Source organism: Winogradskyella sp. ABM4_392 (assembly GCF_056160445.1).
Window position 1 is genome coordinate 248,324 of the sequence record NZ_JBSWXE010000002.1, and the last position, 24,191, is coordinate 272,514.

Annotated in this window: 22 protein-coding genes; 6 read left to right on the plus strand and 16 right to left on the minus strand. The window is 34.1% G+C overall.

All coding sequences use genetic code 11. The features are described 5' to 3' along the window. Positions 1-51: 51 nt before the first annotated feature. Positions 52-1,650: a malate synthase A gene (gene aceB / locus ACXAFS_RS07210; RefSeq protein ID WP_475306131.1), complete on the minus strand. Its 1,599-nt coding sequence runs from the start codon at positions 1,648-1,650 to the stop codon at positions 52-54. Positions 1,651-1,770: 120 nt separating this feature from the next. Between aceB and ACXAFS_RS07215 the strand changes: the two genes are divergently transcribed. Next, positions 1,771-3,246, plus strand: a complete 1,476-nt coding sequence (locus ACXAFS_RS07215; protein ID WP_475306132.1) for a helix-turn-helix domain-containing protein — start codon at positions 1,771-1,773, stop codon at positions 3,244-3,246. Here ACXAFS_RS07215 and ACXAFS_RS07220 read toward each other — a convergent pair. From ACXAFS_RS07220 to ACXAFS_RS07280, 13 genes are all read right to left on the minus strand, one after another. Further along, positions 3,243-3,896 carry an HAD family hydrolase gene (locus tag ACXAFS_RS07220; RefSeq protein ID WP_475306133.1) on the minus strand — a complete coding sequence of 218 codons (654 nt, stop codon included), beginning with the start codon at positions 3,894-3,896 and terminating at the stop codon, positions 3,243-3,245. The two genes, ACXAFS_RS07215 and ACXAFS_RS07220, sit on opposite strands and share 4 nt — an antisense overlap. Positions 3,897-4,032: 136 nt before the next feature. Then, entirely contained in the window at positions 4,033-5,940 is a 1,908-nt protein-coding gene (gene acs, locus ACXAFS_RS07225; RefSeq protein ID WP_475306134.1) for an acetate--CoA ligase, read from the minus strand. Between the two features lie 6 nt (positions 5,941-5,946). Further along, entirely contained in the window at positions 5,947-7,848 is a 1,902-nt protein-coding gene (locus tag ACXAFS_RS07230) for an acetate--CoA ligase (RefSeq protein ID WP_475306135.1), read from the minus strand. Beyond that, entirely contained in the window at positions 7,845-8,072 is a 228-nt protein-coding gene (locus tag ACXAFS_RS07235) for a hypothetical protein (RefSeq protein ID WP_475306136.1), read from the minus strand. The genes ACXAFS_RS07230 and ACXAFS_RS07235 overlap by 4 nt, the downstream gene beginning before the upstream one ends. A gap of 65 nt (positions 8,073-8,137) precedes the next feature. Continuing rightward, positions 8,138-8,500, minus strand: a complete 363-nt coding sequence (locus tag ACXAFS_RS07240) for a response regulator transcription factor (protein ID WP_475306137.1) — start codon at positions 8,498-8,500, stop codon at positions 8,138-8,140. A 20-nt stretch (positions 8,501-8,520) separates the two neighbouring features. Continuing rightward, on the minus strand, positions 8,521-11,211 hold the full coding sequence (locus ACXAFS_RS07245; RefSeq protein ID WP_475306138.1) for an ATP-binding protein: 2,691 nt from the start codon (positions 11,209-11,211) through the stop codon (positions 8,521-8,523). After that, positions 11,204-11,398 carry a hypothetical protein gene (locus ACXAFS_RS07250; protein WP_475306139.1) on the minus strand — a complete coding sequence of 65 codons (195 nt, stop codon included), beginning with the start codon at positions 11,396-11,398 and terminating at the stop codon, positions 11,204-11,206. The genes ACXAFS_RS07245 and ACXAFS_RS07250 overlap by 8 nt, the downstream gene beginning before the upstream one ends. A gap of 71 nt (positions 11,399-11,469) precedes the next feature. After that, complete coding sequence (locus ACXAFS_RS07255; RefSeq protein ID WP_475306140.1) at positions 11,470-13,245, minus strand: sodium:solute symporter family protein; 1,776 nt, start codon at positions 13,243-13,245, stop codon at positions 11,470-11,472. Positions 13,246-13,275: 30 nt separating this feature from the next. Next, on the minus strand, positions 13,276-13,536 hold the full coding sequence (locus ACXAFS_RS07260; RefSeq protein WP_475306141.1) for a DUF4212 domain-containing protein: 261 nt from the start codon (positions 13,534-13,536) through the stop codon (positions 13,276-13,278). Positions 13,537-13,577: 41 nt separating this feature from the next. Next, positions 13,578-14,801, minus strand: coding sequence for a hypothetical protein (locus ACXAFS_RS07265; RefSeq protein WP_475306142.1), 1,224 nt, complete (start codon positions 14,799-14,801; stop codon positions 13,578-13,580). Positions 14,802-14,910: 109 nt separating this feature from the next. Next, positions 14,911-15,330: a transposase gene (locus tag ACXAFS_RS07270; RefSeq protein ID WP_475306143.1), complete on the minus strand. Its 420-nt coding sequence runs from the start codon at positions 15,328-15,330 to the stop codon at positions 14,911-14,913. Between the two features lie 281 nt (positions 15,331-15,611). Beyond that, the gene (locus ACXAFS_RS07275) at positions 15,612-15,974 is read right to left on the minus strand and encodes a DUF779 domain-containing protein (RefSeq protein WP_475306144.1); all 363 of its coding nucleotides are present in this window, start codon (positions 15,972-15,974) and stop codon (positions 15,612-15,614) included. A gap of 69 nt (positions 15,975-16,043) precedes the next feature. Continuing rightward, a complete protein-coding gene (locus ACXAFS_RS07280; protein WP_475306145.1) occupies positions 16,044-17,540 on the minus strand; it encodes an aldehyde dehydrogenase family protein in 1,497 nt (498 codons plus the stop codon). Positions 17,541-17,712: 172 nt separating this feature from the next. Here ACXAFS_RS07280 and ACXAFS_RS07285 point away from each other — a divergent pair, with 172 nt between their 5' ends. Further along, entirely contained in the window at positions 17,713-18,633 is a 921-nt protein-coding gene (locus tag ACXAFS_RS07285; RefSeq protein WP_475306146.1) for an AraC family transcriptional regulator, read from the plus strand. On the opposite strand, the gene ACXAFS_RS07290 is transcribed toward ACXAFS_RS07285, so the two are convergent. Beyond that, on the minus strand, positions 18,623-20,002 hold the full coding sequence (locus ACXAFS_RS07290; RefSeq protein ID WP_475306147.1) for an alanine/glycine:cation symporter family protein: 1,380 nt from the start codon (positions 20,000-20,002) through the stop codon (positions 18,623-18,625). The two genes, ACXAFS_RS07285 and ACXAFS_RS07290, sit on opposite strands and share 11 nt — an antisense overlap. Before the next feature lie 197 nt (positions 20,003-20,199). Between ACXAFS_RS07290 and ACXAFS_RS07295 the strand changes: the two genes are divergently transcribed. The 4 genes from ACXAFS_RS07295 to ACXAFS_RS07310 all read left to right on the plus strand — a co-directional run bounded on the left by ACXAFS_RS07295 (position 20,200) and on the right by ACXAFS_RS07310 (position 22,884). Further along, positions 20,200-21,270: an alpha/beta fold hydrolase gene (locus tag ACXAFS_RS07295; RefSeq protein WP_475306148.1), complete on the plus strand. Its 1,071-nt coding sequence runs from the start codon at positions 20,200-20,202 to the stop codon at positions 21,268-21,270. Between the two features lie 266 nt (positions 21,271-21,536). After that, entirely contained in the window at positions 21,537-21,908 is a 372-nt protein-coding gene (locus ACXAFS_RS07300) for a hypothetical protein (RefSeq protein WP_475306149.1), read from the plus strand. A gap of 237 nt (positions 21,909-22,145) precedes the next feature. Next, positions 22,146-22,517: a DUF2200 domain-containing protein gene (locus tag ACXAFS_RS07305; RefSeq protein ID WP_475306150.1), complete on the plus strand. Its 372-nt coding sequence runs from the start codon at positions 22,146-22,148 to the stop codon at positions 22,515-22,517. Between the two features lie 16 nt (positions 22,518-22,533). Then, complete coding sequence (locus tag ACXAFS_RS07310) at positions 22,534-22,884, plus strand: ribose-5-phosphate isomerase (protein ID WP_475306151.1); 351 nt, start codon at positions 22,534-22,536, stop codon at positions 22,882-22,884. A gap of 53 nt (positions 22,885-22,937) precedes the next feature. On the opposite strand, the gene bshA is transcribed toward ACXAFS_RS07310, so the two are convergent. Further along, the gene (bshA, locus tag ACXAFS_RS07315; protein ID WP_475306152.1) at positions 22,938-24,077 is read right to left on the minus strand and encodes an N-acetyl-alpha-D-glucosaminyl L-malate synthase BshA; all 1,140 of its coding nucleotides are present in this window, start codon (positions 24,075-24,077) and stop codon (positions 22,938-22,940) included. Positions 24,078-24,191: the final 114 nt, after the last annotated feature.

Genomic DNA, 24,191 nt, shown 5'->3' on the forward strand with positions numbered 1-24,191 from the left:
AGATCCCGTTTAATGTTGCCGCATTAGCGGGATTTCTTTTTATTTTATTATTTATAATTGTTGATATGCCGAAAGCGTTAAAAATTCTTCAAACTTTTCTTGTGTTACCAATTTTTTGAAAAGGTTGATGGCGTCACAGAACTTTGTTTCTTTTATTTTGCCCTCGCCTACTTCTCTTATGATTTTTTCAACTTCATCATCAAAAATTTCATCAAATAAGGCTTTGGTAAATTGACGTCCATCTTCTAAAAACGCTTCGTTCTTCAACCATTGCCATACTTGGGTTCTAGATATTTCTGCTGTGGCTGCATCTTCCATTAAATTGTACAGCGCAACTGCACCATAACCTCGCAACCAAGCTTCCATATACAGTATACCAACGTTGATGTTTTTTCTAACGCCAGCTTCGGTAATTGTGCCTTGTGGCAACTCTACCAAATCAGCTTCCGTCACTGTAATATCTTCACGTTTTTTGAAGATTTGATTTGGAGTTGGCATATACTTATCAAATTCTTTCATTGCCACCTCAACCAAAGCAGGATGCGCTACCCAAGTACCATCGTGACCATTTTTTGCTTCACGTTCTTTGTCTAATCGTACTTTTTCTAGTGCAGCTTTATTAGCTTCCGGATTGTTTTTAATCGGGATTTGAGCTGCCATTCCGCCCATTGCGTGAATGCCTCTTTTATGGCAACGTTGAATTACCAAATTAGAATACGCAGCCATAAAAGGCGTTGTCATAGTTACTTGGTCTCTATTTGGCACCACAAAACCATCGTGATTTCTAAACTTTTTAATGTATGAAAAGATATAATCCCAACGACCACAGTTTAACCCAACGATATGGTCTTTTAATTCATAAATAAATTCATCTAATTGAAAACTTGCTGTAATTGTTTCGATAAGCAAGGTTGCTTTGAATGTTCCTTGTGGTACACCAAGATAAGCTTGTGCGAATTCAAAAACGGCATTCCACCAACGTGCCTCTAGATAATGCTCTAATTTTGGCAGATAGAAATATGGTGCAGAACCATTTTCCATCAATGTTTTTGTGTTATGAAACACATACAATCCAAAATCTACCATACTACCTGACATCTCTTCATTATTAACTAATAAATGGCGTTCATTAAGATGTAAACCTCTTGGTCTTACTAAGAGCACTGCTGTTTCTTCGTTAAGTGTGTAATGCTTACCTCTTACCTCATCAACAAGTTCTATGGTTTTAGTGTTGGCATCTCTAAGATTGATTTGCCCATCCATATTATTTGTCCAACTTGGTGCATTGCTATCCTCAAAATCTGCCATAAAGGTCTTAGCACCAGAATTGAGCGCATTAATTACCATTTTACGGTCTACAGGACCTGTAATTTCTACTCGTCTATCTAATAAATCTTCTGGAATTGGTGCAGCTGTCCAATCTGATTCTCTTATATCTACAGTTTCAACAGGAAATGATGGAAACTTACCTGCATCAAAAACAGACTGCTGTTTTTCTCTACGTTCTAATAATGCCAATCTAGATGAATTGAATTTTTCGTGTAAAGCATTTAAAAATACTAAAGCGTCATCCGTTAAAATTTCTGGATAAACATTTTTTACTGCTAAATTAAACTTGACAGTTTGTTGATTTGATGTTGTAATTTCCATAACCTATTGATTTTGATGAAACAATGTTACAACCTATTTTTTAAAAAAACAAGCGAACGTTCGCTATTTTTTTATTTTCGCTAAAAAATTAAATTCGCAAATAGTATTATATTTGTAAATATGGAACAAGATTATATCAAATTAATTTTTGGGTTAAAACTAAAGCAAATACGTACAGATCGTGGGCTTTCGCTATTTGGACTTTCTAAACTTTCTGGTTTGTCTAAGTCTTATCTCAACGAAATTGAAAAAGGAAAAAAATATCCTAAACCAGATAAAATTTCTGCATTATCAGAACATTTAGAAGTGCCATATGATGAATTAGTATCATTAAAACTTGATAAAAATCTTGCTCCTATTGGTGAAATTTTACAATCAAAATTGCTGAAAGAGATTCCATTAGATTTATTTGGCATTCAAGAAAGTACACTAATAGATATCATTTCTAATGCGCCTGTTAAAGTAACAGCATTTATAAGTACTATTATAGAAATTGCTAATAACTACAATTTTAGCAGAGAAAATTTTTTCCTAGCCTCTGTAAGGTCTTTTCAAGAAGCTAACTACAATTATTTCGAAGATTTAGAAGAGCAAGTATTAAGATTTGCCAAAACCTATCAAGTAGATCTTTCAAAAAAAATTACTTCAAAAGAATTAGAGGATATTCTTATTGAAGAGTTTGGATACAATATTAATAATGATGAATTAGAAGCGCATAGCGAGCTTGATAATCTGCGTTCTATTTTTGTTCCTAAAACAAAAACACTTCTTATTACCAAAAGTATAGATGATGCACAACGTGCTTTTATTTACGCCAAGGAATTAGCATATAATTACTTAAATATAAAAGAGCGTTTATACACGTTTTCGTGGATAAAATTTGATAATTTCGACAAGGTTTTAAACAATTTTTACGCGTCTTATTTTGCTGGTGCACTTATTATACCTAAAGAAAGTATTGTAAACAACCTAAAAGATTTATTCAGTAAAAAGCAATTTAAAACCAAGGATTTTGAGCACTTGCTACAAGAGTACAATGCCTCACCAGAAAGTATATATCAAAGATTAACCAATGTGCTTCCTAAAGAATTTAAACTTAAAAATTTGTTCTTTTTAAGATTTTCACACAAGAAAGGAACCAATCAGTTTTCACTTAACAAAGAGTTGCATTTAGAAAAACAACAATCACCCAGAGCAAGAGAAACTAATGAGCAATATTGCAGAAGATGGGCTTCTATAAAGGTTTTGCAAGCTATTAGCACAAATAATTCTGAACATGAGTTTTCTATTCAAATTTCCGATTACGTGGCTGAGGATAAAAAGTACTTGGTACTAGCTTCTGCTACCAAAGACCCTTTTAAACAAAACAGTTATCGTAGTATTTCGATAGGTATTCAGTTAAACACACAACTTCAACGCAAAGTTAATTTCTTAAATCATAAAAGTATTGAGTCACCACATGTAGGTGTTACTTGTGAGCGTTGTGGTATTATAAATTGTAGTGTTAGGCAGTCTCCACCTAAAATATTAGAATCTATGAATAAAGAAGCAAAGACTTCTGAAGTTGTTCAAAATATTACTAAGAAGTATAGCTAAACAAAATCTACGGCTTTCTTATATGCAATTTCTGTAAAATCTGTAATTACCTTATTAGCAAGTGTATAATCCTGATGACTTGAGTGCGGACTCCTAAATCCTATACAAAAAATTCCTGCAGAATGAGCAGCCTTTATTCCATTTGTAGAATCTTCAATAACAATACATTCTGATTTATCAAACCCTGTAGATTCTGCTGCTTTTAGAAAGATTTCAGGATGTGGTTTTGATTTTTTTAAATCTGCACCACTAAATTTAGCACTGAAATATTGATTAAGGTCAAAACGTTCAAAAATTTGCTTTATCCCAGGCATTGAAGCTGAGGAAGCCACAACCAATTTCACACCATTGTTATGATAATCTTGTATCCTTTCTAAAACACCATCTATTAAGTCTAAATCATCATTTTCAAAGAATACTTTATAGTGCCTACGCTTCAAACTTACTAAATGCTCTGGTGTTTCATTCAAATTGAAATGGTCCACTAAACGCTTGCAAATGTTAATGGTAGACTGCCCTGTAAAAGACGCATATAAATCTTCTTCGACGTTAATGTTAACATCGTTAAACATTTGATGATAAGCTTTTCGATGCAAAGGCTCTGTGTCTACAATAACACCATCCATATCAAACAAAACAGCTTTTAGCATAGAAATTTAATTTTTTGGCTAAATTAGAAAAGAAGCTAACAAAAGCAGAACAAACAGAAAGAAAAATCCCAAATTCCGTTGCACACATTTTTATTTTTTCGGAATCTGGGATTTGGATATTAATCTTTAATCTTTTTTACAAGACATTATCCATAATATCTTGTACAACTTCTGGATTTAACAATGTACTTGTATCACCAAGGTTACTCGTGTCATTGGACGCAATTTTTCTTAAAATACGTCTCATGATTTTACCAGAACGTGTTTTAGGCAATCCTGTTGTAAACTGAATTTTATCGAGTTTGGCTATTGGCCCAATTCGGTCTGTAATTAATTGATTAATTTCTTTACGAACGTTATCATGGTTTCTGTCTTCACCTGTATCTTTTAATGTAATGTAGCCATATAGCGCATTACCTTTAACATCATGAGGGAAACCAACAATAGCACTTTCTGCCACAGCATTATGTTCGTTAATAGCATCTTCTATTGGAGCAGTTCCTAAATTATGGCCAGAAACGATAATTACATCATCTACTCTACCTGTAATTCTATAATAACCCACTTCATCTCTCAATGCGCCATCACCTGTGAAATACATGTTTTCGAAAGCCGAAAAATAGGTATCCTTATAGCGTTGATGATTTCCCCAAATAGTACGTGCCATAGATGGCCAAGGGAATTTTATACACAAGCGACCATCAACCTGATTTCCTTTAATTTCTTTACCTTCTTCATCCATTAAAGCTGGCTGGATACCTATAAAAGGTAACGTTGCATAAGTCGGCTTAGTTGGTGTTGAAAATGGTATTGGTGTAATCATAATTCCACCAGTTTCTGTTTGCCACCAAGTATCAACTATAGGACTTTTCTTTTTACCTATATTATCATTGTACCAATGCCATGCCTCTTCATTAATCGGCTCACCTACAGAGCCCAAAACTTTGAGTGATGATAAATCGTATTTTTCTACAAGCTCTGTTCCATGTTTAGCTAAAGCTCTAATAGCAGTTGGTGCTGTATAGAATTGATTGATTTTATGTTTTTCTACAATATCCCAAAAACGTCCAAAATCTGGATAACTTGGCACACCTTCAAACATAACCGTTGTAGCACCATTACATAACGGCCCATAAACAATGTAACTATGACCAGTAATCCAACCTATATCTGCAGTACACCAATAGACGTCTTCTTCTCTATACTGAAATACATTTTTGAAGGTATATGCCGAATACACCATGTAACCTCCTGTAGTGTGTAACATTCCTTTTGGCATTCCTGTAGAACCCGAAGTATATAAAATGAATAATGGATCCTCAGCATCCATAACAGTAGCTGTAAGATCATTATAAGCTTCATCTAGCAATGGTTGTAACCACTCATCACGTCCTTCTTTCATGTTTATTTCAGAATTGATACGTTTAGCTACCAAAACAGATTCTACACCAGGACAATCCTCTAAAGCTTCGTCTACAATACCTTTTAAATCTATTGTTTTTGCACCTCTGTAAGACCCATCTGATGTTAATACCATCTTGGCATCACAATCATTTATACGTGTTGAAAGTGCAGTAGCAGAAAACCCTGCAAATACCACAGAATGCACAGCCCCAATACGTGCACAAGCCAATACAGAAACTGCCAATTCTGGAATCATAGGTAGGTAAATACAAACGCGATCACCTTTCTTTATACCTTTATCCAAGAGCACGTTAGCAAACTTACACACACGCTCGTGCAACTGCTTATAGGTAATATGTTCTGCTGGCTCGTTAGGGTCATTCGGCTCGAACAAAATAGCGGTTTTATCACCTCTTGTGTGCAAATGTCTATCGATACAGTTTTCTGTAATATTTAGTTTTGCGCCTTCAAACCATTTAACCTCTGGTTTTGTAAAGTCCCAACTTAAGACATTATCCCATTTTTTGCGCCACACAAAGTGTTCTTCGGCAATTTCTTCCCAAAACGATTCTGGGTTTCTTACTGATTTTCTGTAAACTTGAAAGTACTCTTCAAAGTGTTTGATATGATAATTACTCATGATTGATTATATATTTTTATGTATTCCTATTTGATTTCTTTTATAAACTGATTCTATTTCTGGTATTATAGCAATATCGTCAATTGTAGATGGTACGTTGTATTCTAAATCGTCTGAAATATGTCTCAACAATTTACGAAGAATTTTACCAGATCTTGTTTTTGGTAATCGCTTAACTACAAAAACATCTTTAAAAGCTGCTACAGCACCTATTTCTTGACGTACGTCTTGTATAATTTCTTTAGAAATTTCACTCTCTTCAGCGTGTTCTCCAGATTTAAGAACAATTAGTCCCAAAGGTTTTTGACCCTTGATATCGCAATGCACACCAAAAACCGCACATTCAGCCACCGATTTATGAGACGCTACAATCTCTTCCATCTCTGCGGTAGATAAACGATGACCAGCTACGTTTATAATATCATCGACACGACCAGTAATAAACACATAGCCATCTTCATCTTTATAACCTCCATCACCAGAAAAATAATAATCTGGAAACTTGTTTAGGTAACCGTTTTTAAATCGCTCAGGATTTCCCCAAAGATTCAAAAGTGTTCCTGGTGGTAATGGTAATTTTACTGCTACATAGCCTTCTACTCCTGCCGCCACTTCTTTTCCTTCTTCATTTAATATTTGAATGTCGTATCCACAAACTGGTAATGATGCAGAGCCTGGTTTTACTTCCATTAACTCCACTCCTGCCATATTTGCCAACATTGGCCAACCACTTTCGGTTTGCCACCAATGATCTATTACCGGAACTTTAAGATGTTGCTCTGTCCATCGCAAAGTCGCTACATCGCAACGTTCACCAGCCAAGAATTGATATTTAAGCGAGCTTAAATCGTATTTCTCAATAAATTTCCCATTGGGATCTTCCTTTTTTATAGCTCTTATGGCTGTTGGAGCTGTAAACATTACTTTTACATTATGCTCACTTATTACTCTCCAAAAAGTAGATGCATCTGGTGTTTTAATTGGCTTACCTTCAAATAAAATAGTGGTATTTCGATTAAGTAGAGGTCCATAAACAATATAGCTATGACCTACAACCCAACCAACATCGCTTGCTGCCCAATACACATCACCCTCTTCAACTCCATATACATGTTTCATAGAGAATTTTAATGCAGTAGCATAACCACCTGTATCTCGGATAATTCCTTTAGGCTTACCTGTTGTACCTGATGTATACAGAATATAAGAAGGATGATTAGACTCCATTCTTACAGGTTCTATAGCATCTGATTTTGAAACCAACTCAACATAGTCAACATCTCTTTTCTGATGCGGTATATCTACACCTAGTTGCCTATCAAAAACGATAACGTGTTCTGGTTTATAAGATGCCAACGTTATTGCCTCATCAACAAAAGGCTTATAAGGAATTATACGCTTTATCTCTATGCCATTAGAAGCTGTAATGATTGCTTTAGGTTTACAATCGTCAATTCTTATTGCTAATTCGTGAGGTGCAAAACCACCAAAAACCACAGAATGAATAACACCTAAACGCGCACAAGCTAACATAGCATACAAGGCCTGAGGAATCATTGGCATATAAATAACGCATGTATCACCTCTTTGTAAGCCTAGTGCTTGCAAACCACCTGCAAGTTTAGAAACTTCTGCATGTAATTCATTAAATGAAATGTGCTGTTTTGTATCTGTTACTGGCGAATCATAAATAATGGCACTTTGTTCACCATAGCCATCTTTTATATGCTTATCTATACACAAATAGCTAAGATTTAATTCTCCATCTTGAAACCATTGCGGATAATCATATTTATCTCTTCCAAGTATTTTTGATGGAGCTTTAAACCATTCTAATTGCTCTGATTGCTTTTTCCAAAAAGCTTCAGGATGGTTTATACTTTCTTGATAAATTTCATGATAACTCATGGCTTGACTTTTTTAGAATTAAACAAACCAAACCAATTGGGATTCAATACTTTCAGCTTTATCAAAGCCCAAAGAATTACCACAAAGCAAACACCCATAATGAGCGATTCTAATGGACCTGTTGCTGTTTCACTTTCTAATTTAAAACGGAAATATAAGGTTACTAAAACGTAGATACTGATTATGATATCAGACGCTAAAGCATTGATACGAAGACGTTTCATTTTGTTTTACTTTAATTAAACTTAGTTCTTTTGCACACAAAACCAATGTTTAACAAAGTGAAACTCTAAGCTAAAAGCTCATTAATTTCTGAAACTATTTTTTTTACTGAAAAGGGCTTTGTTAAATATTTATCTGCTCCAAGTTTTAAGCCTTTTTCAATATCTGAAGCTTTATTTTTTGCAGTTAAAAACACTACTTTAGTATCTTTTAACTGATCGTTTTCTTTAATTAACTTAAGTGTTTGATAACCATCAACTTTTGGCATCATAACATCTAACATAATTACGTCTGGAATAACACTTTGCAAGATTTCTAAAGCTTCACTTCCGTCTCTTGCGATATACACTTCAAAATTGTGTTTTTTAAAAGTGTATTCTAACGTCATTACAATATTTGGTTCGTCATCGACGATTACAATTTTCTTCATTCTTGAAAACCGATTACAATTTACTTAAAAGGTAGCTTAAAACCAAAGGTTGCACCACTTTTTTCGTTATTTATTACCCAGATTTTTCCGTCGTGCTTTTCAATTATTTGTTTGCATATAGCTAAACCTAAACCGCTGCCTTCTGGTTTTTGGATATTTTGATTTTTGGATTGGTAAAATTTATCAAAAACATATGGTAAATCGCGCTTTGGCACACCTTTACCATTATCCTTTATAGTTACCTCCAAATATCCTAAATCAATTTTATAATCAACAACAATCTTGCCTTTTTTAACATCACAAAATTTTATAGCATTAGAAATAAGATTTGTCAGTACTTGTACAATACGGTCTTCGTCATATTCTGCATTTAAATCACTATTGTTAGAATTAATTATCTCTACCTGCTTTTTATCTGCGATATGCATTAAACTATCAATAGTTTTCTTAATCGTGTCTTTAATATTATACTTTTTGATGTTTAGAGTTGAACGCCCTTTTGACAGTTTTTCAAAGTCTAAGATATTATGAATTAATCGCGAAAGTCGATCACTATCCTGAAGCATATTCTTTAAGAACTGTGCTTTTACTTCTTGTGGCATATCGTCATCATCGTCCATTAACAACTCTGTTGCAGCTCTAATTCCTGTTATAGGAGTTTTTAACTCATGCGCAACGGTATCTAAGAATTCATCCTTCTGCCTATCTTTTTCAATAAGCTCTTCATTAGCATCTTTTAGCTGATCTGTTAGCTTGGTGAGTTCGACAGACTTTTCCCTGAGTAGTTTATTTCTGGCAATGGTTTCTTTAGATTCTTCAAGAATTTTAAGCACTTCTACCAAACTTACTTCATCTTCCTTTACTACACTAGCAATTAATATTTTAGCCGAAGCACTACCTATACTTCCTGTCAATAGCTTTTCAGAAAAATTTATCAATCTTGCATCTGCCATTTGGGTATCCAAGGGTAAATCGTATTTTCTAAAAAATAGATTTAAAGCACGTTCTGTTCTAGTTTCGCCTAAAAACTTTACCAATACCTTCTTTATATCAGCAACATAAGCTTCACCTTTCCACACTAAAGCACCATCTTGTAAATCCGAATAATTCTTACTGTCCACATACATCTCAGCATAGTTACGCTCCCTATAGTTTCCTTTGTGCATAACCGAAAATGCCATATAACAAAATAGATTTACCAAGATACTCCAGAAAAAAGCATGTGCAGGTGGACTTAAAAAATCGATACCAAATAAGGCGTGCGGTTTTAAGAACTCTATACCAGCCAAGCCATATTGCACTAAGTCATCAGATCCATTTAAGGCATGCAAAGAAAAAGGTAGGATCAATGTATAAAAAACTACTGCAACACCTGCAATAACTCCTATGATTGTAGCGCTAGAAGAGCCTCTATTCCAAAATAAACCAATAAAGAACGATGGAGCCAATTGTGCTATAATCACAAATGCCATTAAACCAATGGAATAAAGGGACAATTCAAAAGAAAAATTTACGTAAAATGCATAAGCACTAATAATTATTAGAAAAATAGAAATACGCCTTATATTCTTAATATATTTTGCATTTCGTTCGGGATGACTTTTAATAAAGTAATCTAAAAAGCCATAAGGAATTACCAGGTTATTACTCACCATAGTTGATAATGCCAGAGTAGCCACAACAACCATAGAGATTACCGCAGAAAATCCTCCTAGAAACACTAACACAGAAAGAAAAGTGTTTCCGTTTTGTAATGGCAACAACAAGGCGTAATATTCCGCTTGTTCAGCGTTACCTATAGTTAAGTTTCCTGCCCAAGCAATGAAAATAACAAAGATGTTAAATAACAATAAGTACAATGGAAACATCCAAATTGCATTTTTTAAATGCTTCTCTCTTACATTCTCAACTACTGAAACTTGAAATTGTCTTGGCAATAAAAATATTGCCATAAAGGACAACATGATGGTATATAACCAATTGAAGCCTTCTTCAAACCCGCTAATAGTGGTTAGAGTATTAAAATTTTCGGCTTGAGACATCTTACCGTAAATATCTTCAGTACCATCAAACAAAACGCAAGTAACATAAATACCAACAAACAAAAAGAAAACGAGTTTTAAAATAGATTCAAAAGCTACAGACATTACTATGCCTTTATGTTTTTCTGATGCATCAGTGGTTTGTGTACCAAAAAAAGTAGCAAAAACAGCCAGTAGCAAGGCTATATAAAAAGTAGAGTCATCAAAAACAGACGTTGAAATATAGCTTGTCTTGTCTGACAAAATTTGAAAAGTCTCAGAAACCGCCTTTAACTGTAATGATATGTAAGGCACAATTGCCATGAGGCAAACAATAGTAACCAATGCACCTAAAAACCTATGATTACCATAGCGCAATGATATAAAATCTGCAATAGAGCTAATTTTATGTTGCTTAGAAATCCTGATAATCTTTTTTAATAAGATGATCCAAAGTGGTGCCGCAATTACTGGCCCTAAATAAATAGGCAGGAAATTTATACCAGAATTTGCTGCTATTCCAATACTTCCATAATACGTCCAGGCAGTACAATATACTGCTAAAGACAATGTGTAAACAACTGAATTATTTACCCACTTACTTTTAGAATTTTTCTCAGCTAAGTAGGCAATAAAAAATAATGCAGCCAGATAAATAATGATGATTAAAAATAAAACGTAATTACTCATAATGACGCTTTAAAACAATATAAGACACTACAATAACCACAAGCCAAATACAAAAAATGGAAAAGTAAAACGTTGGAATACCAAACACATGACCATCATGATTAAAAATAAGCAAGAAAGGCACATTCAATATTGCGAATGCTGTAACCGAAAGAATAACTAATTTTTGCTCGTGTCTTTTTTTCATGGAAAACTAAAATACAAAAAACAGTGTTGCAAACACAACACTGTTTTTACTAACTAATAAAACTTTGTCAATTAATGACTATGCGCTTCACCTGCACCAGATGGAATTCTGATGTTTTCTACAATTTCTTGTACATGTTGTGGTGGTGCAGGTGTCATACGAGACACTACAACCGATACAACAACATTAACAAGCATTGCAATGGTACCAAAACCTTCTGGCGAAGTACCAAACCACCATTCGCTAGCTGGTCTTGGATCGAATGTTCCGATTAATCCTGTTTTATATCTAATCATGTAAAACAACATTAAAGAAATACCAACCACCATACCTGCTATGGCACCTTGTTTATTCATGCGCTTATCAAAAATTCCTAATATAATTGCTGGGAAGAATGAAGCCGCTGCCAATCCGAAGGCAAGTGCGACCACTGCGGCGACAAAACCAGGTGGTTTAATACCTGCTAATCCTGCGATAACTACAGCAAATACAATAGCTATTCTTGCCCACATTAATTCTCCTTTATCCGAAATGTCTGGTTTAATTTGTTTCTTAATCAAATCGTGAGAAATTGAAGTAGATATTACCAGTAGTAAACCTGCAGCTGTAGATAATGCAGCAGCCAATCCACCAGCCGCAACCAGTGCAATTACCCAATTTGGAAGTTTAGCAATTTCAGGATTTGCTAATACCATAATATCTCTATCAACATAAAGTTCATTTTCACCTGCGTTAGCATTTGAAATCATACGCTCACCAGAAGTTCCTCGTGCATCAGTATAAACTGGTTTTTTACCATCGATAGCACTTCCTGCTACATACTGAATTTTACCATCTCCATTTTTATCTGACCAAGCTATTAAACCTGTATCCTCCCAGTTTTTAAACCAATCTGGCACCTGAGTATATTCAGTATTACTTACCGTTTCGATTAAGTTTGTTCTTGCAAATACAGCAATTGCTGGTGCTGTTGTATAAAGAATAGCTATAAATAACAATGCTAAACCAGCAGACTTACGTGCATCTTTTACTTTAGGTACTGTAAAGAAACGTACAATTACGTGAGGTAGACCAGCAGTACCAACCATTAAGGCCAATGTAATTGCAAATACATCCCAAGTAGATTTGCTTCCATCTGTATATTCTTTAAATCCTAATTGTGTGTGCAGAGCATCTAATTTATCGAGTAGAAATGTGCCATCTTCGACTGTTCCACCCATTCCTAATTGTGGAATAATGTTTCCTGTCATTTGCATAGAAATGAAGAATGCAGGCACCATAAATGCAAAGATTAAAACACAATATTGTGCTACTTGCGTATAGGTAATACCCTTCATTCCACCTAAAAAGGCAAATACAAGTACAATAGCCATACCAATGACAACACCAATGTTAATATCTACTTGTAAGAACTGTGAAAATACAACTCCAACACCACGCATTTGTCCTGCAACGTATGTAAATGACACCAATAAAGCACATATTACAGCTACAGTTCTTGCTGTGTTAGAATAGTATCTATCGCCAATAAAATCTGGCACTGTAAACTTTCCAAATTTTCTCAGGTAAGGTGCGAGCAATAAGGCGAGTAAAACATAACCGCCTGTCCAACCCATAAGGTAAACCGATCCGTCATAGCCTGTAAAAGAAATAATACCAGCCATTGAAATAAACGATGCAGCACTCATCCAGTCTGCTGCTGTCGCCATACCATTTGCAAGCGGAGATACACCTCCACCTGCAACATAAAATTCTTTAGTTGAGCCTGCTCTGGCCCAAATTGCAATTCCGAAATATAGTGCGAACGTAACGCCTACTAATATCCATGTCCAAGTTTGTACACTCATAATTTTTAATTTTTTGGTTATTAGTTAAGACTACTCGTCATAACCATATTTTTTATCTAGTTTATTCATTAGTCGCACGTATACGAAAATGAGAATTACAAATACGTATATAGAGCCTTGTTGAGCAAACCAGAACCCTAGTTTAAACCCACCAAGTCTTATTTCGTTTAAAGCATCTTTAAACAAAATTCCACAGCCATAAGACACTAAAAACCATATAGCTAGTAATATGGAAAGGTATTTTACATTTTCTTTCCAATATGCTGAAGCATTTTTTTGTTGTTCTGACATAATTTGAATTGTTTATTCGTTATTGTTAAATCAGGTAATTTTTATAAAAAGATCATTGCTTGTACAGTGAAAACTCCTGTAGCATCAGCATCACCAACTTTGTTGTTAGTGTAATCAAAACTTAATTTTGAATGATGACCAGTAAAGAAGATGTTGGCACCAAGCTTAAATTGGTTAGCATTATCATCTATAGCATCAATACTTCTGTTTGAATACGCTAAATAAGGCTGAAATCTAGTTTTAGTTTTGTCACCAGGAAGTACATAACCAACATGACCGTAAATCATATTACCCGTTGCGTATGGACCTAAATAAAAATCTTCACCATAATCATTGTTTTGATACGTTGCATATGCTGTTATTGCAGAGCCATTATCACCAATTGGTGCATCATAAAAGGCATCTGCAGCAAATAAAAGTACATCATCTCCCTCTCCATTTGGTAATACAACACCATTTGGATGACTAAAGAATCCTACACCAACGTTGAAGACTTTTTTGCTACCCATATAAGTACCAACTTTGTATGGTAAAGCATTAGATTCTTGATCTAAAAAGTTATAATCTACATAACCTTGAATGACTTTACCAGCTTCTTCAGAGCCTAGAACTTCTCTACCTCTATATACTGTAGCAGAACCTACATCTCTAGGTGTACCATCATTATCTAAGGTATTGGTATTGGCTTCATTTAAAGCAAATCTATACTGAAGTTTATCAAATTTACCTTTTACATAGACACCTATATGACGCGCAAACTGATCTGAAAGTCCAATTGTTGACCAAGAAGATCGGTTGTTATCCAAGGTAAGCATGTTTAAGGTACTTTGGTTGTTAAGACGAGAAATTCCGTTCCAGTAGTGAAGCCCACCACCTATGTAAAAATCCTTTGCCACCTTATATTCTCCCCAAAAATCATGGAAGAACAATTGTGCGCTTGCATCTTTACCAACAGGACCAGCATTGTCGCCATTTAAACTGTTGAGACCAAAATGAGCAACCATTGAGAATTTGTCGCTAAATTTAATCCAGCTAAGGACTCTGGCTCTTCTTACACTTAAAGCAAGTTTTTCAGTACCATCTGGTGCATCATCATTATACTGTGCCCAGAATTGTCCCCAAGATATAAATCTCATGTACTTGGTACCATCATCATCAAAATTAATTCTATAGCCTTTCCCATAACCTGTTTCGGTTTCTGACTGGGAAAATCCATAGAAAAAGCATAGTGTAAATACCACTATAAAACAATTAAGTTTTTTCATAAAGATTAGTTGTTAGTTAGTTAAACATTGGTTTTGTGTGCACCACTAAACTCTAAAAAACAATCTCTAAAAAAAAAGTTAATATATCTTTTTGGTAATTATGTATATATCAATCTCGGAAACGCTCCCATTTTATAAGCATAAACTTATCACCAAGCTCTGTTACTAAAGCACCTGCTCCAGATAAGTTTTTAGCATTAGAGAAGAATATAGCAAGCTCTTCTGCGTTGAGAATTTTATACGTAGGATGGTATTTTGAATTATAAGGTCGCTTTATATTATACTTTTTTACCCAATTCATAATACTGACGTGAGAAATACCCAGAATGCGTTCAATTTCACGATAGGTTAATCCTTCTAAATACAACTGTAGTGCTTTATTAACGTAGTAGTCATCAATCTTTTTACCTAACTTGTTTACCGTAAAATAATAGTTGCAAGATTTACACCTGTAGCGCTGTCTATCGTTAACAATTCCACTTTTTACATAGCTATCAGAACCACAGTTAGGACAAAGATCTATTTTCATCTGTTTATATTTTATTGTTTTTAAGCGGTCAGATGGAATCGCCATTTAATCATATCGGTTGGTATCCATCTTATTATTATGGCTTATTTCATATATATTAATTTAGCATAAATATATTAATTTAGCAATATATACACAACATAAATCTGAATTTTCTGATTATTGTGAAATTTTAATATTAATATTTTGAATAATCCATAACTATTTCAATCAATAATTAAGTAAATAACAAAACCCTGAAAAAACTAATTTTCAGGGTTTATATATAAAAGTAATTTTTGTTAACTCAATTTCGGGTTAAAATACGCATCCTCTTCTGCCGTTAATATTCTGGAATGGATAATAAATCGTATACCTAATGGAATTTCTAAAGAGAAACTCGCTCCTCTTCCTTCTGTTGTATCTATGGTAAGATGGGTATGCTTCCAATATTCAAACTGGTCTTGGTTCATGTAAAAAGGAACACCTTCTACTTCACCAAGAAAAATATCACTCTCATCCAAGTACATATCATCTTTTTCAAAAATCATTGGTGCAGAACCATCACAACAACCTCCACTTTGATGAAAAATTAATTCACCATGCTTATCCTTTAATTGCCTGACAACTTTTTTTGCTTTCTCTGTAATCTCTACGCGTTTCATACTATGAAAATATCAAAAAAAGGCTGAATCCCTAACCATTCAGCCTTTAAAGCTATTAATCAAATATTTCTAAAAGAATCCTAACTTGTTCTTATCGTAAGAGATTAACATATTTTTTGTTTGTCTATAATGGCTCATCATCATTTGATGATTTTCTCTACCGAATCCAGATTTTTTATATCCACCAAATGGTGCATGTGCAGGATAAGCGTGATAACAATTTACCCAAACACGACCTGCTTTTATTGCTCTCGGAATTTGATATAATTGGTGTGCATCTCTCGTCCACACACCTGCTCCAAGTCCATAAAGTGTATCGTTAGCAATCTCTAATGCTTCTGCTTCATCTTTAAATTTGGTGACACAGACTACTGGTCCAAAAATCTCTTCTTGGAATACTCGCATTTTATTATGACCTTCTAAAATTGTAGGTTGAATAAAGAATCCGTTTGCCAAATCTCCTTCTTTATTAGCATCTCCACCACAAAGCACTTTAGCTCCTTCATCCTTACCTATTTTAATGTAGGACTGAATTTTTTCGTATTGGTCATTAGATGCTTGCGCACCTACCATACAACTCGTATCATAAGGACTGTTTTGTACAATAGCTTTAGTACGCTCTATAACACGCTCCATAAACTTATCGTAAATATCCTCTTGTACCAAAATACGAGATGGACATGTACAAACTTCACCTTGATTAAACGCAAATAATACAGCTCCTTCAATGGCTTTGTCTAAGAACGCATCGTCTTCATCCATAACAGAATTAAAGAAAATATTTGGCGACTTACCACCCAATTCCATAGTTACAGGATTAAGGTTTTTTGACGCATACTGCATAATTAATTGTCCTGTTGTAGTTTCACCTGTAAAGGCAACTTTATCTACACGAGAACTTGATGCTAAAGGCTTTCCTGCTTCTGGTCCAAATCCGTGAACTACATTTACAACTCCTGGAGGAAAAACATCTGCTATTTTTTCCATTAGTAAAGTCGCTGATGATGGTGTTTGCTCAGCTGGTTTTAACACCACGCAGTTTCCTGTTGCTAATGCTGGTGGTAATTTCCAGGACAACATCAATAATGGAAAATTCCATGGAATAATTTGCCCAACCACACCAAGTGGTTCTTTAATATTCATAGATAAGGTATTGGCATCTAATTCTGTAGCGCTACCTTCTTCTGCTCTAATACAAGATGCAAAGTATCTCCAATGATCTACACATAAAGGGATGTCTGCATTTAATGTTTCTCTAATCGGCTTACCATTATCACAGGTTTCAACCAAAGCGAATTCTTCTAAATTGGCTTCAATAATATCTGCTACTTTATTAAGTAGGTTTGCACGTTCTGTTGCCGAAGTATTTCCCCAGGATTCTTTTGCAGCATTAGCAGCATCTAGTGCCAATTCTACGTCTTCTTTTTGAGATCTTGGATATTTTGCAATTAGTGATTTGTCTATTGGTGAGGTATTTTTAAAATACTCTCCTCCTACTGGTGCAACAAATTTACCGTTGATAAAATTGTCATAGGATGCTTTAAATTGTGGTTTAGAATAACTCATCTTAAATTTAGATTATTTATTAGTTTTTGATTTTTTCAGCCAAAAAATTGACTATTTTTTACTTTTCGCTAAGTTATTTTGTCATATTCTGAAATAATTGAACGTATTTATCATACTTTTGAACATATCTCTTTTTTAGGCGTTTTAGCATTTAATTTTTGTATTATTGAGTATGACATCATTATTAAATCAACACAAAAGCAACAGAAAACTCACGACTTTAGTTGAGAACAGAACGACATATAATGCTGAATACGCTGAATTGAACATTTATGAAACCCATGCATATGCTGAAAAAGTTGCACTTACTTTTGGGTTTCCAATCATTGCTAGTATGCTAACTGGCAAAAAAGTAATGCATATTGATGGCTTTAAAGCTTTTGATTTTTTTCCAGGCGAATCTGTTGTAATGCCAACTAATAAAGAAATGGTTATTGACTTTCCGCTTGCTACTGAAGAACAGCCAACACAATGTTTGGCTTTAGGGATTGATGCTTTTAAGATTGAAGAAGTTGTAGAGAAATTCAATCAAAATGTAGCAATTGAAAACGAAAACAACAATTGGGATTTAGATCATACAGCGTCGCATCTTATCAATAATACTGATGTAAATCATCTTATTGAGCGCCTCACTTATACTTTCACCAACAACAATAAGTCTAAAGATGTCTTGCTAGATTTGATGATTCAAGAATTAATTGTGAGATTGCTTCAAACGAAAGCGAAATCATTAATAATTAATGACACCAATAATATCTTTAATGATACTCGTATTGGTACAGTCATAAAATTCATTAAAGACAATCTTACCAATAAGGACATCAGTGTAGATCAGCTAGCAAAAAAAGCTTATATGAGCACTTCACACTTTCATAAGCAATTTAAAAACACGCTTGGTGTGTCTCCTATTGACTACATCAATTCTGAAAAAATTAAATTCGCAAAGAAATTGATTAAAGAATCTAAAGATGTGAGAATGTCTGAAATCGCTTTTAAATCTGGTTTTAATAATACGAGTTACTTCAACAGGCAATTCAAAAAAATGGAAATGATGACTCCTGCTCAATTTAAATCTTCCATTGCTAATTCTTAGTCTTCTTTAAACTCGTAAAGTAGCGTTTAGATTCCTTAAGCACTTTTGGTGCCAATAGAATTGTGGCTATCATTGTTGGAAATGCCATAAATGCAAACACACCATCAATAAAGTTAATCATGGCATCAAAAGACGTAGTTGCAGCTAGAATAATACTCAGGATATAGAAATAGTTGTAATAATGCTTTTTGTCTGCACCTATTAAAAACGATAAACATTTAGTACCATAATACGAGTAGCTAAACAACGACGATACACTAAAGAAAAACACGCAAACCATTAATAAATACTGACCATACGGTAAGGCTTGCTCAAAGGCAGAAGCTGTAAGACTCACACCATTATCCGTTGTAGTTTGCCAAACACCTGTAACCAAAATCGCTAAAGCTGTGAGCGTACATACAATTAGCGTATCTATAACAGGACCAAGCATTGCGACCAAGCCTTCTCTTACAGGCTCGTCCGTTTTCGCAGCTCCATGTGCCATTGGTGCTGTACCCAAACCAGCCTCATTAGAAAATGCTCCACGCTTTATACCATGCAAAATCAACGCTCCTAAAACACCTCCTAAAAACGGCTTATCTTCAGGAAAATAATCCGCTGTAAAAGCATCTCTAACAATCAAGGATAAATATTTTGGTACTTCTTCTATGTAAACACCTAGAATAATCAATACCAACACAAAGTACAGCACTACCATAGCTGGTACCATTTTAGAAGCCCAACGACTAATGCGTTGAATACCACCAAGAATTACAAAACTTGTGACGATGACCAAAATAATAGCAATAATAAGATTACTACCAAAAGACACTTCTACTCCATTGGGTCTTAATATAATATCATTAATAGCTTGTTTTAACTGATTAACATTCACCACAGGCAAAGCACCCAACATTCCAAACACACTAAATAAAACTGCTAAGAATTTCCAGTTTTTACCAAGACCTTCTGTAATAAAGTACATTGGTCCACCTTGTATATTTCCATTACTGTCTTTACCTCTGTATAAAATCGCCAATGTTGATGTAAAGTATTTGGTACTCATGCCCACAATAGCACTTACCCACATCCAAAACATAGCACCTGGTCCACCAACCGAAATTGCTAAAGCTACACCTGCAATGTTGCCCATGCCAATAGTTGAAGACAAGGCTGTGGTTAAAGCCTTAAAGTGAGAGATTTCACCAGAATCATTAGGATTATCGTACTTACCTCGTAACACAGCAATAGCATGGCCCAAATACCGAAATGGTAAGAATTGAGAACGGATTAATAAATACAATCCACCACCAACCAATAGAATAAGCAATGGCAAACCCCAAGCAAAGGACGAAAAAGCAGCTGTTAGATTCTCTAAAGTCTTCATAGGCTAAAAATAAGGAATCCTTGGTTGTGTTAATAATATATTGAAAGTATTAACCGTAAGCCATTGATTTTCAGAAATTAAAAACTAAATTGCTTACGTGTACTGAAATTATTTCAGTTTCATCTGATAAAGTCAATTATTAACTGACCTTTTCTAACTGTTATAAAACATAAACCAACCATAAATACCAAGATATAATGAAAAAACTAATCCTAATTGCAAGTTTGTTTACAAGTATTTTCGCGCAAGGCCAAGAATACACATTCATTTCTGATAGCTTAAGTTTACTTCCGATGCAAGAACTGATAAAAAAAGAACCACCAGCAGATTTTGAACCCGTTTATTATGAGGATGGAACACAAGTAGCCTTTAAAGAAGTGTTACCACTAATAATGGAAAGAAAATTAATACCTCGCATGTTTGTTGATGAAAATGGAGAATACAAGGCATTGGTTGTTAAAAGCACGCTTAAAAATGAAGACATAAGAATTTTATATGAAAACATACCTGAATCATTATCGAAGTCAGGCTATTCATTTGGAAATCCTGACAGTGATACTGTAATCATAAACATAGATGGTGGACCTGAAAATGATCTTGCAACGTATATTTTTGAATATACATTTACCATTCTAGGCGGACTGGATGAAAGCAACTATTTTTTGATAAATATGCGTGAATCGCAAACACTACATCCAGAAGAAACTGAAAAGGAAGAAATTTCGTGGGAACAGGCACAAAATTATAATATAAAGACGGTAAAAACACTTTACGAACTCATTAACTATTTTAAATCAGAAGATAAAAAAGTATATGTTGTCGGTGGCTCTTATGGCTCTTTGGTCGGTTTACAATATCTTGCTGATTACAACAATATTGCAGACGGATATTTATTAATGTGTGGCAGACTTGATATGACTAAAGAAGTCAGTACAGCTTATTCTAAAGGATATGACGCTAATTTTGAAGAAGACGCAATTACGCCAATAATTGGGGAAAAATCTGACAATGTATATACAGTTAATATGCGAAAAATTGCCGCAGCAATGAATAGAGACATTAAATATACTGAACTACTAAAAGATGTAGATCTTTCTAACCTCATTTTCTTTTATAGCGAAATCGACCAAAGCGTTGGCAAACTAACAGAAAAGGAAATAGCATTCCTCAAATCAAAAAACGCTGAAGTCGTAAGTGTGAAAATTGAACACGGAGAATATTTCAAACTACTTTTAAAAGATGGACTGGAAATGATGTTAAATGATTAAGAGTCGTAAAATGTAGGTTTTATAACGCTGAACTCAGCTAAGAGCCATGTATTTATGTTAATAATATACTGAAAGTAATAACTGTAAGCCATTGATTTTCAAAAATTAAAAAGCTAACTTCGCTTATCAATCGATATAGTTCATTGAAACGGAACTATATCTTAACGTTGTGCGTCATACTAACCAGCTAACTAAAAAAAAGGAGTTTATTTTAAAAATGGTGCGTAAATTAATAAGGAAAAATATTAAATAAAATAAATTAATTTATGAATTTGCTAGATAGAAAAGAATTTGTTGATTCCTTTTTTGATTCTAATGATTTAGAAGGGAATATGGGTAGTGTTATTGAAAGAAGAAGATTGATGTCTGAAATTAATAGTTTGCTTTCTCAAGGGATTGACAAATATGAAGCTATAATAGAACTTTGCCATAAGAATAAAATTGATTTTAAGATTAATGAAAAGGATAGCTCTACGCTTAAAGTTTCAACATTTATGGATAATAGAGAATGGAGCCATTATTCTGTGAATTCAGATGAAAAGAATAATATTTCAAAAGTTATAGGTAAAGAAATATTTAGTATGCTCTGTATTAAGTTTAATAACTTAATAATTATCGAGAATACTTTAAAGAAATGAAAAAATGAATTGAATAGACTTGAATTAAAATGTAATGAACTTAATAGTAAAAAAGGTACGAACGCACAACAATGGCTATAAGTAATTGCTTGTTCTCGCTTACTTCTGAAAATCCTCGCGGATTTTCAGTTTGGTGTGTACTTGCAAAGTTAACTGCTAAACCACGCTACTACTCATACACGAGACCGATAAGCGCAACTCCCAAAAAACTACTTTCCTTCTAAAAAACAGAATAAAATGAGTAAATCTGACACCAGCCATCACGATGAACGTATCGCTAACATGAGTTTTGCATCAGTGTATCCACACTACATTACCAAAGTTGAAAAGAAAGGCAGAACCAAAGAAGAATTACACGAAGTTATTGAATGGCTTACTGGCTATAATGAAAACAAACTCAATGAACTCATTGAGCAGAAAGTTAATTTTAAAGACTTTTTTGAAAATGCCAATCTTAATGAAAATTCACATCTAATAAAAGGTGTCATTTGTGGTTATAGAGTTGAGGATATTACCAATACTACCACCCAACAATGTAGGTATTTAGACAAACTCGTAGATGAGTTAGCAAAAGGTAGAAAAATGGAAAAAATTCTCCGTCAACCATAAATTTTCCATTTTAAACATGCCAAAAACGCTATATCGCATTTATGTTGTAGAACTTTCTAAACGTGTTTATACTGAAAACACAAAGTTTAGAAATGCAAACCCACAGTATAACGGTGTTTTGGAGTGTTTGTATGTTGGTATGACGAGTAAAAGTCCTAAAGAACGCTTTGAGCAACACAAAACAGGCCATAGAAATAAAAAAGGACATAAATTATCGTCTAATATTGTAGAAAAATATGGCTTGTATCTTAGGCCAAGTCTTTACAATCATATAGATCCTTTTTTAACACGAAAAGAAGCCCTTATTGCAGAAAAAGAAATCGCTCTAGAGTTACGCAGAGAACGCTATGCCGTTTGGTCCAATTAAAATGAATACTTCTCTAATTTGTCATTCTGAACTCGTTTCAGAATCTAATCCCGTTATTTAACAACCAAAAATTTATCTAAAGTTTCTTCGTAGATGGCTTCGTATTGTGGCACAATAGCATGAATATCAAACTTCTTAGACTGTGCTTTGGCATTAGCTTTAAATGTCTTTAACGTCTCTGAATTCTTAAGTATTTTAATAGCGTTGGCTGACATATCTGCAACAGCATTAACATCACTTAGATAGCCTGAATATCCATCAATATTTACTTCTGGCAATCCACCTGTATTTGTTGATATTACTGGCACACCACTTGCCATAGCTTCTAAAGCTGCTAAACCAAAACTTTCAGTTTGCGATGGTAGCAAAAACAAATCACTAAAACATAGGATACGGTCTATTTCGTTACTGTTTCCGAAGAAAATAACCTTATCACTAATACCCAATTCTTCAACTAAAATTTCAGCGGTTTCTTTCTCTGGTCCTTCACCTACCATCATTAACTTAGCAGGAAATTCTTTCTGAATATTATAAAAAACCTTAATCACATCTGGTATTTGCTTTACTTCACGCATATTACTAATATGCGTAATGATAAACTCATTATCTTCTGCCATCATAGCGCGTTGACAATCCGTAAAATTATTGAGATGTTTATCTAAATCAATAAAATTTGGCACCACATGAATGTCTTTTTTAATATCAAAAAGACGCATGGTATCCTTCTTTAAACTTTCAGAAACCGAAGTAACGGCATCAGATTTATTAATACTAAAGGTTACTGCTGGCTTATAAAACGGATGACTGCCAACCAGCGTAATATCAGTACCATGTAATGTTGTAACAATTGGTACAAGAATACCTTTATCTAAAAGCATTTGCTGTGCCATATATGCAGCATAAGCATGTGGTATTGCATAATGCACATGTAACAACTCTATACCATAAAGCTGCACCATGTCTACCAACTTACTAGACAATGCCAACTCATAAGGTTGATAATGAAATAAAGGGTATTCAGGAACATGTACTTCGTGAAAATGAACATTGTTACTCAACAACTCTAAACGTACTGGTTGACTATAGGTTATAAAGTGAATTTCGTGACCTCGTTTAGAGAGTTCTAAACCTAATTCTGTAGCTACTACACCACTACCACCAAATGTTGGGTAACAAACAATTCCTATTTTCATTTATTTCTATTGAATAATTAAAGCTGATATGTATAAAGTCTTGGATCTATTTAAAACCTTACAACTTAATAACACGTGTTAAAGTTAGCGGATTTGAAGTAGTACACAGAAACT